11 protein-coding genes are annotated in these 12,240 nt (G+C 29.6%); all 11 read right to left on the bottom strand.

The genetic code is table 11. The features are described 5' to 3' along the window. Window position 1: 1 nt before the first annotated feature. On the bottom strand, window positions 2–1,381 hold the full coding sequence (locus BN2409_RS06085; RefSeq protein WP_053955753.1) for a tyrosine-type recombinase/integrase: 1,380 nt from the start codon (window positions 1,379–1,381) through the stop codon (window positions 2–4). Between the two features lie 525 nt (window positions 1,382–1,906). Further along, window positions 1,907–2,338: a hypothetical protein gene (locus tag BN2409_RS06080; protein ID WP_053955752.1), complete on the bottom strand. Its 432-nt coding sequence runs from the start codon at window positions 2,336–2,338 to the stop codon at window positions 1,907–1,909. Between the two features lie 12 nt (window positions 2,339–2,350). Further along, window positions 2,351–2,530: a hypothetical protein gene (locus tag BN2409_RS06075; RefSeq protein WP_053955751.1), complete on the bottom strand. Its 180-nt coding sequence runs from the start codon at window positions 2,528–2,530 to the stop codon at window positions 2,351–2,353. Window positions 2,531–2,819: 289 nt separating this feature from the next. Further along, complete coding sequence (locus BN2409_RS06070; protein ID WP_053955750.1) at window positions 2,820–3,311, bottom strand: hypothetical protein; 492 nt, start codon at window positions 3,309–3,311, stop codon at window positions 2,820–2,822. 334 nt (window positions 3,312–3,645) lie between these two features. Further along, window positions 3,646–5,241 carry an NAD(P)/FAD-dependent oxidoreductase gene (locus BN2409_RS06065; RefSeq protein WP_053955749.1) on the bottom strand — a complete coding sequence of 532 codons (1,596 nt, stop codon included), beginning with the start codon at window positions 5,239–5,241 and terminating at the stop codon, window positions 3,646–3,648. A gap of 103 nt (window positions 5,242–5,344) precedes the next feature. Beyond that, a complete protein-coding gene (locus BN2409_RS06060; RefSeq protein ID WP_053955748.1) occupies window positions 5,345–6,034 on the bottom strand; it encodes a GntR family transcriptional regulator in 690 nt (229 codons plus the stop codon). A gap of 563 nt (window positions 6,035–6,597) precedes the next feature. After that, entirely contained in the window at window positions 6,598–7,365 is a 768-nt protein-coding gene (locus BN2409_RS06055; protein WP_053955747.1) for an acyl-CoA dehydratase activase, read from the bottom strand. A 12-nt stretch (window positions 7,366–7,377) separates the two neighbouring features. Further along, window positions 7,378–7,626: a putative Se/S carrier protein gene (locus BN2409_RS06050; protein WP_053955746.1), complete on the bottom strand. Its 249-nt coding sequence runs from the start codon at window positions 7,624–7,626 to the stop codon at window positions 7,378–7,380. A gap of 9 nt (window positions 7,627–7,635) precedes the next feature. Beyond that, window positions 7,636–8,934, bottom strand: coding sequence for a double-cubane-cluster-containing anaerobic reductase (locus BN2409_RS06045; RefSeq protein WP_053955745.1), 1,299 nt, complete (start codon window positions 8,932–8,934; stop codon window positions 7,636–7,638). A gap of 389 nt (window positions 8,935–9,323) precedes the next feature. Then, window positions 9,324–10,643: a methyl-accepting chemotaxis protein gene (locus tag BN2409_RS06040; RefSeq protein WP_053955744.1), complete on the bottom strand. Its 1,320-nt coding sequence runs from the start codon at window positions 10,641–10,643 to the stop codon at window positions 9,324–9,326. A 74-nt stretch (window positions 10,644–10,717) separates the two neighbouring features. After that, window positions 10,718–12,175, bottom strand: a complete 1,458-nt coding sequence (locus BN2409_RS06035) for a methyl-accepting chemotaxis protein (protein ID WP_053955743.1) — start codon at window positions 12,173–12,175, stop codon at window positions 10,718–10,720. Window positions 12,176–12,240 lie beyond the last annotated feature (65 nt).

The following is a 12,240-nucleotide window of genomic DNA, read 5'->3' as shown; positions in this document are numbered from 1 at the left end:
CTCAATTCCTATCTAAACTATTCATTTTTTCTAATAGTTCTTCTCTATCTTCTTTAAAAAAATGTACATATATTTTCATAGTAACCGATATACTTGCATGTCCTAAACTCCTACTAAGTAAGTCTAACTCCACATCCATCCCTTTTATTCTATGTATTCGTATCCAATAGCTCGCAAAAGTATGGCGGAACGAATGTATAACTAATTGTCCTCTACCCTTTCTATTTCCTAACCCTGACTTACTTAAAATTTCATTGAATTTTTGATTTGTTCTCGGATATTTCATTCTATCTCCATTCCTATTTATAAAAAGAAATGGATTTTCTTTAACTTTTTTCTTTCTTTTTTCTTGCAAATCTCTATATATAAGTGCTTGTTTAAGCATACTTTCAAATTTTTTTGTCTTATCTACTATTTCTATTGTCCTAGATTTATTATTTTTAATTTGTAAATCTTTTGGATTATTAAGATCAACCTTTATATGTATCTTCCAAATACATTTCGTCTCGTTAACTAGTTCAACATCTGATACAAGGCTATTAAAATCGAAACTTCCTCTAATTCTATCTACCTTATATATTTTTAACGCTAGTGCTTCTGACACTCTTAACCCTGTAATAGAGAGTAAATAAAAAAATAATTGGTACATAGGATTAGATCTACTCAATTCATTAAAAAATGCTTTTTCTTCTTCTTTTTCAAATATACATTCTTCTTCTACAGGGGTTATATAATTATTAGCTTTATATGGTATTTCAGCTGCTTTTATTATTCCCTTTGCCGAGTACACCTTTTCAATTTTATTTGCTATATGATTTAACATACTTTCTTCATTTCCTTTTTTAGTGGTTGCATATGCAATATATATATCATCTAAGTTTATATCTGCTTTCAATATATCTGCTAAGTATATTAAATATAGCTTAACGTTGTCAGCTATCCTACGAATAGATTCACTTGCCAAACCTCTTGTTTTTGTTTTACTCATAACTTTCACTTTATCATTTTTATACTCTTCCAATATTGATATTGAAGTAATCATACTATTCTCAATACAATCGTTCTTTCGAATGTATGGATCTATTTGTATTAAATATTCAGATATAAATTTATACATGCATTCATAATTTATTAATTTATAATCAATATTTTCAAATAACATAAAATTATAAAAATGGCATAAGTCATGCACTTTTCTCTTTAAACCATTAATACTATCGCCATTATATTTTTTTCTATATTTTATATACTTATAAACCTCTTTGACTGGTTTATTATTGTTATCTATCAATAAATAACCTCCTCTATCACCACCTTTATCCTTTACTTCTCTTACATAATGCATTCCATCAATTTTTAGTTGTGCATATTTACTCTCCATGATTAACTTAATTTCCTTTCTTTAAATTATTTTAAAGATATAAGCTCTTAAAAAAGCAAAAAAGCAATCTGTAAAATTAAAAACTCATTGCATAGGTAGCATCACAAGTTTTTTTTTTTACAGATTGCTCTATTTATATTTCCTGTGCTATTACATTTAGAAAAATTTGTCCCTGATAATTAAAGTTCTTCTATATTATTTTACACAATCTTAATATATTTTTACAAGACATTTTTTTAATATTTGTATTATAATTGATTCCCATAAAATTAATTCATGCGCTGAATTATCATACATTTAATTAGCAGGTATATTAATATATCTAGCTTTAGCATGTATTGTTATTTATGAGTCGTATATCTATAGATACTATGTTATTTTTAATAAACATTCCTAAAATACCCATGTCTCAGTTATGCATATCCTTATATAAAAATAATTAATGAAACTTATAGTATCTCACTAATAAATCTCATTAATCATATGATTTCACTCTATTTAATCAATGTATTGAAAAAATCATCATCAAACTATAGATAATACTTGACACCAGCTACGAGGCTTAAAAATTATTCCCATAATCGTTCCAACTATAAAAGATGCAAACATCAATCTAAATATAGCTTTTGCTACTTTTATAGGAATAAACTGAGAATGATATAGAGAAATTCCAAACATAGTCATCATAAGTATGAGTAAAAAATTCTTGAAATATTTTGTTCTCATAAATGATGGCAATGTTTTATTTAAAGATATATTAGGAAGAAATTTCCCCAAAAAAGATCCTCTAGGACAATATTTTGAACAATGAATTTTTCCTCTTCCTCTTAAAGCATGATAAATAGGCATACCCATACATACAAATCCAAATAATCCAAACCACATATTTACTATTGACAATACAAAGAAAGCAATAATTATAATCCAACTCCATTGTTGATGATTTTTATGCTTCATTTTTCCCTCCTTCTAACAAGATGAACCCCCATATGATGCTGTAATCTTAAATCCCTTAAACAACCATCTGTCTACATAATCTATATGAAAACTTTTAAATTTCTTTAATAAATCTTGTTCAACTACTACTTTCATTCCACCTACTTCTTCATAATAATCTTTTTCATCATTTATTGACCCTTCCAGGGCCATTCCAAAATTTGGTCCACCTCATCCAAAACTTTTGATTAAAATTCTTAAAAAAACTTCTTCTTTATTTTGATCTTTTAATTGGCCTTTTATCATTTCCTGTGCTTTTTCAGATATATCTATATACATTTTACAACCTCCTTTTACCCCTCCCTAGGTGGGGTGGTATATTTTTATTGTAGTATAATTTTTCTTTTTCGTCAACCTATTTATATTTTCCCTCAAAATATTCTTTTCAAACCTATGAATATTTCAAGACAATAAAAACTTCTGATGCTTTCACCAGAAGTTTTTATTGTCTTAAAATATTCATGATATGTTTTGTTTTTTGGATCATTTGTTTTAATTCATGTCCTTGTTCTATTTCTAAAATTTCAAGAATATTTGTAACTTGTTCAAATTTTTCAATTGGATTCTGAGAAGAATTTTTCTGTAATCTATTCATTTGATCATGTACTGCTAATGCTTGATCAATTTTATGTTTCCCTTTTCCTTGAATATGAGGTCTAATCACTTGCAAGACTTCAAAGGGTCTACTCTTTATCATTTCTAATGCCAAATAAGTATCATCTTCTCCTACATAATCATGTAAATCATATAAAAGATTTACTATATTTTCTGCCTTTTGTAATCCTATCTTTAGTTCTTTGCTTAAATTTATATTTCCATTTTCTTTTTCCTCTTTTGCAAGGAGGGCAAAGAGTGCAATAGGAATAAAATCCTCCCATCCCATTGACTTTACACGATCCTTCTTTACCTCTATATCTGTTTTTACCTCTTCCAAAATACCCCCTCCTCTCAATAGGTGAATATTTTTATCATTCCATTATTATCATATGCACTCCTATATTTATTTGTTACATAATAAATAGTCAGCACTTGCTGACTATTTCAGACTATTAAGAAATTATATTTTAGCAAAGTCATAAAAATTAGGAACAATTATTGAGAATTTGTGAAAATATAGAATAAGTGAGAAAATGATTAGCATTACACTGTTTGAGCATAGCGAGTTTGTAATGCTATTTTCGATCGTTTCTATATATTTTTCAAATTTAAAAATTTAGTGACGTTTTTTATGCCTTTCTCTACAAGCTAGAATAGTCAGCACTTGCTGACTATTTATTGATTGGATGATATTTTTTTATAATCCTTTCTGCTGCTTTTATTCCATCTACTGCAGCAGAAATAATTCCTCCTGCGTATCCGGCTCCTTCTCCTACTGGATACAAACCCTCTACATTTACACTTTCCATTTCATCAGTTTTTCTTTGTATCCTTACTGGAGCTGAACTTCTCGTTTCTACACCTGTTAATATAGCATCTTCTTTTGCAAAGCCATTTAATTTTTTATCCATTTGAGGAATTGCTTCTTTCATAGCTTCTATTACAAATTTAGGAAGACACCCATCTAAACTAGTTAATGTAACTCCTGGAAGATAAGAAGGCTTTACTTCTCCAAGTTTTGTGGAAGGTTGATCCTTTAAAAAATCGCCTACAAGTTGAATAGGAGCATAAAAATTTTTTCCTCCCAATTCAAATGCTTTTTTCTCCCACTTTCTTTGAAAATTAATTCCTGCTAGTGGATGTTCATCTTCAAAGTCTTCTGTATTTACTTGTACCAAAAGAGCACTATTGGCATTTTCTTGATCTCTTTTGTATTCACTCATTCCATTTGTAACTACCATTTTCTCCTCTGAAGCTGCCCCTACTACAAATCCTCCTGGACACATACAAAATGTATATACGGCTCTTTTTTCTTTTGTTTGATAAGTAAGTCTATAATCAGCAGCTCCTAATCTTTCATTTTCTGCAAACTGTTTATATTGAGAATAATTAATAAGTCCTTGAGGGTGTTCTATTCGTACTCCTATAGAAAAAGGTTTCTGAGTCATAAAAACTTCTCTTTCATATAATTGTTCATAAGTATCTCTTGCACTATGTCCAATAGCTAATATGACTTCTTCTCCTTTTAGGCGTTCTTCTTTATTAATTTGTAAACCTGTTACCTTCCCGTCCTCTATATAAAAATCTGTCACACAACTATTAAATCTAACTTCTCCTCCTAAATCTTCTATTCTTTTTCTAATATTTTTAACTACTATTTTCAATACATCTGTACCAATATGAGGTTTATAAGAATATAATATTTCTTTTGGTGCTCCACTTTCTACTAACTCATCTAGTACTTTTCTACATCTTATATCCTTTATTCTAGTTGTTAACTTACCATCTGAAAAAGTTCCAGCTCCTCCTTCTCCAAACTGTACATTTGAATATATATTTAGCGTTCCCTCTTTCCAAAACTTTTCTATATCTTTTGTTCTTGTATCTACATCTTGTCCTCTTTCAAGTAAAATAGGTTTATAGCCTCTTTGAGCTAAAATAAGGCCTGCAAATATGCCCGCAGGTCCGGTTCCTATAATAATAGGTCTATGAATTAAATTGTTACTTCCTGATTGTACAGAATGATAGGATAGATCTGGACTTTTTTGAATGCCCTTATTCTTTTTTAAAATATTCTCTTCATTTTTAACTTCAACATCTATAGTGTATACAAGTGTAATTGTTCCTTTCCTCGCATCTATAGATTCTCTAAAAATTTTATAATCTATAAGATCTTCTTTTTTTATCCTTAATTTTTTACAGATTTTACTCTGTAACACTCCAAAATCTTCCTTTATATCCAATTTTATCTGATTAACACGAATCATCTCGTTCTTCCTTTCTTTTACGCTAGGTAAAAGATATTATACCACATTTGGATACAAAAAAAACAAGAATCATCTATGCCTTTAAATGAGAAGATCCTTATTTTCACTTGAAATATTCTGGATATTTTTTTTGTAACTCTACTTTATATTGTACTATTTTAGTCAAATGATCTTTCATAGCTTGTTGCACCGTATCTATATTTTTTTCTTGAATAGATTTAAAAATCATACAGTGCTCTTGATAAATCGTTTTCCATATAGATATAGGCGTAGCAGAGAACCTTAAAGTCCTTAATCTTTTAAATTGAGAACTAATCCTTTGTATACTTTCCCACACTCTCTCTTTTTTTGTACCTATAAATAACATTTTATGAAATTCATCATCATATTTCATCATTTCTTGATAATTTTCTTCTTGAATACAAAAATTTTGCATATTCAAATTAGACTGTAAATCAAATAATAATTCTCGTGAAAATTCCTTTGCAGCTAATTGAACTACAGAATTTTCTAATACCTCTCTCATAAATCTCGATTGCTCTACTAATTCAAGATCAATTAAAGATATATATGTTCCCTTTTGTGGATAGGTTTCTATTAAATCTTCCTGAGAAAGTTGTATAAAAGCTTCTCTTACAGGCGTTCTACTTACATTTAATACATCTGCTATCTCCTTTTCAGAAATACTATATCCTGGCTTTAAGTGAAGATTAATAATATTATCATATAAAATATTATATACATATACTCTTGTGGATTCTACCGGATTCCTAGGTTTAATTTTTATATTCATATGTCCCACCTTCATTATGTTTTGATATACTACTATCATTAGAATAGTAGTCAGACTGTTGACAAACTATATTCTAGCAAGGTTATAAAAATAAGGAACAATTATTGAGAATTTGTGAAAATATAGAATAAGTGAGAAAATGCTTAGCATTACACTGTTTGAGCATAGCGAGTTTGTAATGCTATTTTCGATCGTTTCTTTATATTTTCCAAATTTGAAAATTTAGTGACGTTTTTTAAGCAACGGAAATCTTGAATGAAATGAAAAGATTTCGTTGGCGCCATGAGTTTACGAATTTTATGACTTTGTGTACAAGCTCACTACTATCGTTAGAATAGTAGTGTTTATTATATGATTCCTATTCATTATTTATTTTAAGGATCTGTTAAATTTATCCTTAAAATCAAGTTTATAGAATATTCAATAATATTTTATCATAAATAGTATAAAATTGGTATTTAAAATTTGAAATATAATCATTACATCCACTCAATATGTATAAAAAACAAGCTATTTTTCAATAGCTTGTTTCAGACTGAATACAAACTCATAATAATACTTTTTTATTCAATCATATTCCATCCTAATACTGCAGCCCCTAATGCTCCTACAATCTGCGTATCTTCTGCTGTATGAATCTTTCTTTTGATCTTTTCTTCTATAGAATGTTTTACTAAATGGCTTTTTGCAACTCCTCCTGTAAAAGAAACTTCATTCTCTATATTTATTTTACTTAAAAGAGAAACTCCTCTGTTTGCAATGGATTCAATAATTCCTCCTGCAATAGATTCTTTACTTGCTCCATTTGCCAATAAACTAATTACTTCTGATTCTGCAAAAACAGTACACATACTCGTAATAGACTGAGGTTTTGCATTTTTTGCCAGTCTATCTAGGTTTTCTATTTCTTCTCCTAAAAGATGGATCATGACCTGAAGAAATCTACCTGTTCCTGCTGCACATTTATCATTCATTAAAAAATCTAGTACATTTCCCCTTTCATCTAAATGAATGGCTTTACTATCTTGTCCTCCTATATCTAAAATCGTCCGAATATTAGGATTTAAAAAGTGTGCACCTTTTGCATGACAAGTAATTTCTGTTATATTTTTATCTGTAAAATCCATAGAAATTCTTCCATATCCTGTTCCTATGACTTTTTTTACTTCATCTTTGTTTATATTTTCTTTTTTAAGAAGCATGGCAAAAGCTTCCTCAGATGATCTTTTAGGACTCCACCCTGTAGGAATAGTGATAGCTCTTACTATTTTTCCATTAAATAATACTCCTTTTGTAGCCACTGATCCTGTATCGATTCCTACTGTAAACAAATGAATTCCCCCTTACTTAAACCAATTTCTCTTTTTTCTCTCTATGGTATATATTCCTTCTGTTTTAATATCTGAGTACTTTGTTAAGAGGTTTTGTACTCTATGTTTATCTTTAGGGTCTAACATAATAGATATTCCGCAGCACTTACTTAAATCTCTAGGAGTAGGGACAATAGTGTAATTTACTTTTTCTACCTTTAATATTTTCTCTAAAGCCAAACCATCTGTATGAGAAGGAAATAATACATATGTATTTAACATTTTATCACCTTATTTAGTCACTGCAGCTTCTCTATTATTTTCTAGCATTTCAAAGAAAGCTTCTAGTCTTGTTGTAATTTGTCCTGCATCTTGAAGACTATAATCTGTTTCTATCATCATTACAGGAATACCTTCTTGATCTAAAGCATCCTTTACCATCTTATATTCCATAGCATAAGTATGACAAAATGGCAAATTATAATAAATTACTCCATCTGCCTTATACTCTTTGTAAAGTCTTATAATATCATCTATCCTTCCTTCGTTTGGAGTAAAACATGCACAATTGATATTTAAATATCGATCTGCTAAATTCTTCATTTGATCCTCTACGGAATCTCCTTCTTCATTTACTAGATTTTCAAAATATCTTGTACCTGTACAGGTTTCTTCACAGACAATAGCTGCTCCACTGGTTTCTATTAAATGATGGAGTTTCCAGTTTGGAACTGCCATAGGAGTTCCAGCTACTAATATCCTTGGTGCATCTTCTTTAAATACTCCTTCTCCTTTTTGAATACGTAATTCTAACTCATCACATAATTCATTTGTTTTTTGTATAAATCTATTAGGATCATCATAAAAAGCAATTTGAGTAATCAATAAAGCATCTTTTCCACTAATAGGAATATTTTTATTTTTTCTTGTATTGTATAATCTTTGAAGAGCTCTTCTTTTTTTGTTGATAAGTTTTGTTGATTCTTTTAGTTTTTCACTGGTTATTTCATTTCCTGTTAATTTTTCTACCTTTTCTTTAAATATTTTAATTTCATCTATCCAATGAAGTTTATCTTTTTCCCTTTTCATTTGAGGAAGATCCATTACATGTATAGGAGCATAATCTTTTAATATTTCCCAAGCTTTTTTCTTTCCATCACAAGTAGTCTCTCCTACAAGCATGTCCACTGATTGAAAATAAGGACAGGTTCCACTTGTTTTTGCCCCTACAGAGGCTTTAATCAGTGGGCACATATTTCTTGGTAAAACCTTTTCTCCATCTGGTACCCAAAAATCTGATCCTCCACATAATCCTACTCCAATGGCATCTGCTGCAAAAATTACTTCATCAGGTACAAATACACAAAAACTTCCTAATACTTTTTTACCTTTTTTTCTATCTTCCGCAAGCTCAGCAATACGAAGTCCATGAATTTCTGAAACTACCATATTATAATAATTCATTCCTTCAGCACGATTTTCTTGAGATAAATAAATATCTCCATAAAATTCTGGCAGCACTGCACAAAGTTGATCGTGCTTTTCTAAATCCATCCCTAATGATCCCCATAATTCCCTATAATCAGCCATTTGTTATCCCCCTTTTTATATAGTTACTTAGATTATAATACATGACTCTATAGGACTTATATAGATATAGAAAAATTTTATAATAGATTGTTTGTTTGAAAAAATACCAATACTAATTTTTTCTATAAATAACAAAAATAAGACTGTGAAAAATCACAGTCTCAAGCTAAAGACAAACTATATTTTAGCGAAGTTATAAAAACAAGGAACATTTATTGAGAATTTGTGAAAATATAGAATAAGTGAGAAAATGCTTAGCATTACACTGTTTGAGCATAGGGAGTTTGTAATGTTATTTTCGATCGTTTCTATATATTTTCCAAATTTGAAAATTTAGTGACGTTTTTTATGACTTTGTCTACAAAATAAGACTGTGAAAAATCACAGTCTTATTTTTGTACTATTTTTTCTGAAAGATTTCTTAATTTTTCTGCAGATTGCCTAGAGATTTCTGCATAATTTAAAAGTTGCTCCATAGTACTTAATGTTTCTTCTGCTGATGCAGATACTTCTTCTGTTCCAGCAGATATTTGTTGAGAAGATTGGGAGATTTTTTCCATACTCATAACCATTTTTTCTTTTTGTACAACCATCTCTTCATTAAAAGTTTTGATCTTTTTCATATCTGTGAAAAGCAATTGTACCTTTTGTGTTACTTGATGAATAATACTCTCTGTTTCTTGTACTGAATCTATTTGTTCTTTAAAAATCTCATGATTATTCTTAATAGATTCTACAGCATGGGCAGATTTAGATTCAATAGCTTTGATCAAATCTTTAATTTCTTCTGCCGCATGGGCAGATTCTTCAGCCAATTTTCTAATTTCTTCTGCAACTACAGCAAATCCTTTTCCTGCCTCTCCTGCTCTAGCACTCTCTATAGAAGCATTTAAAGCCAACAGATTCGTTTGTTCTGCAATAGATCCAATGGTTTCTATAACCATTCCAATAGAATTAATACTTTGTGCCATATCCATAATGACTGTATTGACTTTTTTCTCTGACTGGGCTGTCTCTTCAGATCTTTGTCCTAATCTTTGAATAGAAGAAACTCCTTTTTCATTTAATGTAGTTGTTTCTGTAAATTCTTTGTTTAAATTGTAAATGAGCTTAGAAATTTCATTAATTTTTTGTGATAATTCATTGGCTTGCCATGCTCCATTTTCTGATTCTTGGGCTTGTCCTTCTGTAGCCTCAGCAATTTCATTCATAGAATTAGATACTTGATGAATTGTATCTGTTGTTTGCTTAGAAATAATCTCCAATTGCTCTGAAGCATCACTAAGCTTTTCTACCATTTCATTGACAGTTATCCCTGTATGATATAGATTTTGTGCCATTTGATTTAAATTTTCTCCTAAAATGCTAATTCCATCTTCTCCATGTACTTGAACCTTTGTAGATAAATTTCCTGCTGCCCACTCTTTACTTGCATTGATTAAAGTATTCAATCTGTTAAGTACCAAACGATCATAAACTATAATCGTAATCCATGACATAATAATAATTCCTAATAAAGTAGATACAAATATTCCTACCCTTCCTCCTAGAAAATCTGCATATATACCCATTCCTTCAAGAATATCTTTTGATTTGACAATCCCCATATTGACCATATTCCCTACTGTTGAACTAAACAATTGAGTAATAATAATAACTCCGAGTAATTTGAATTTGATACTATGGTACCATTTTAGTTTTTCGCTCACCCTTATTCCTCCTTCATCCTTTATACTATCAGTATACACAAAAATTGGAATAAAAAGAAGATGCATGGCATCTTCTAAAATACTTCTATTCCTTTAGTGGATAACTTTTCTGTCATATCCTTTAATTTCTCAAACATTTCTATTACTTTTTCTGATAGCTTTATTGCATCTTTATAAGCCATATATGCTTGATCTTTATTCTTATCTATGATCAAGTCCATGACTTTATGTCCAGTGTTGTGCAAATCTAAATGCTTTTCATCAATTTCTTTCCATATTTCTATAATCTCAGGATGCATAGGAGTAACTGCATAATAAAAATGTCCGAATTTACATTTTGTACCATCTATCTGTATAGGATACACTTCCATATTCTCTACCATACTTTTTAAAGACTTCATCCATTGTTTATGTCCTTTGATAGCATACTCAAGATTTTCTATAAAGTCTTCATTAGTAATTTTAAAATAATCTTCATTTCCCATTTGTCCACTAATATGAGCAAGTTCTGTCATATTTTTTTCTATATCTTCTATTTCTTTTCCCAAATCATTGATTTTTTCTGATTTACTATATAAATCATCTGCAATATAAAGAAGCTGATCACTATCTTCTCCAATAGAATTCATGGCTGCACTTACTTGTTGGCTAGAAGCACCAATTTCTTCTATACTATCAGCCATTGACTTTACTCCTTCACTTACAGATTCTATTGCTTTTGTACTTTCTAAAAACGAGGTTGACATCTCTTCTATGAATGCATTCATATGATCAATAGAATGAATAGTATAAGTAACACTCTCCCTACTCTTTACGGAAGCTTCTTCCATACTACTCATAAGATTTTCTACACTACTTAACTGTTCTCTTGTATTTTCTGCAAGTTTTCTTACTTCCTCTGCTACTACAGCAAAACCTCTTCCATTTTCTCCTGCTCTCGCTGCTTCAATACTTGCATTTAATGCTAAAAGATTTGTATGATCTGCAATTTCATTAATGCCTTCAACAATTTTTTTCATATTTCCAATTACATCTAAAAGCTGATTTGTATCATCGTTCATAGATATAGCCCTTTGAGATACTTCACCATTTACTTGCTGAATTTTTTTCATCAATAGATCATTATTTTCTGTAATAGAAAGTAGTGTTTGTGCTTGAATAGAAACATGTTCTGCAGAAGATGCATATTCAGTAATCGTCTCACTAACTTGCATCATACTTGCATTAGTTTGCTGAATGGCAGCTCCCATGGTTTCAGATGAGTCCTTTACTTTTATAGATGTTTCTTTCATTTGATTAGATATATGAGATAATTCCACATTAAACGTACTTACCTGTGTAGCACCTTTGATCACACCCTTCATCAATTGATGTATATTAGAAACATTTTTATTGATAATGTTTATCAATCGAACAAAAAATTTCACTAATGGATCATCATATTTTTCTTCATCCATTATTTCATAATTATTTTTCTTGAAATTTTGAGCTATTTCTTTCAATTGATGGATAATTTTTTTACTACGAAACATAATATCTCCTCCTATATGATATACCTTTATTTTCTATCTATCATATTAACATACCCTACATTTTT

The organism is Inediibacterium massiliense (assembly GCF_001282725.1).
GTDB lineage: Bacteria > Bacillota > Clostridia > Peptostreptococcales > Thermotaleaceae > Anaerophilus > Anaerophilus massiliensis.
This window is presented reverse-complemented; position numbering and strand designations above follow the sequence as displayed.

Excerpts from the sequence above, each read along its gene's own strand:
- BN2409_RS06080 (WP_053955752.1), bottom strand. The coding sequence starts at position 2,338 with ATGAAGCATAAAAATCATCAACAATGGAGTTGGATTATAATTATTGCT.
- BN2409_RS06045 (WP_053955745.1), bottom strand. The coding sequence starts at position 8,934 with ATGGCTGATTATAGGGAATTATGGGGATCATTAGGGATGGATTTAGAA.
- BN2409_RS06075 (WP_053955751.1), bottom strand. The coding sequence starts at position 2,530 with ATGGCCCTGGAAGGGTCAATAAATGATGAAAAAGATTATTATGAAGAA.
- BN2409_RS06085 (WP_053955753.1), bottom strand. The coding sequence starts at position 1,381 with ATGGAGAGTAAATATGCACAACTAAAAATTGATGGAATGCATTATGTA.
- BN2409_RS06050 (WP_053955746.1), bottom strand. The coding sequence starts at position 7,626 with ATGTTAAATACATATGTATTATTTCCTTCTCATACAGATGGTTTGGCT.
- BN2409_RS06060 (WP_053955748.1), bottom strand. The coding sequence starts at position 6,034 with ATGAATATAAAAATTAAACCTAGGAATCCGGTAGAATCCACAAGAGTA.
- BN2409_RS06065 (WP_053955749.1), bottom strand. The coding sequence starts at position 5,241 with ATGATTCGTGTTAATCAGATAAAATTGGATATAAAGGAAGATTTTGGA.
- BN2409_RS06035 (WP_053955743.1), bottom strand. The coding sequence starts at position 12,175 with ATGTTTCGTAGTAAAAAAATTATCCATCAATTGAAAGAAATAGCTCAA.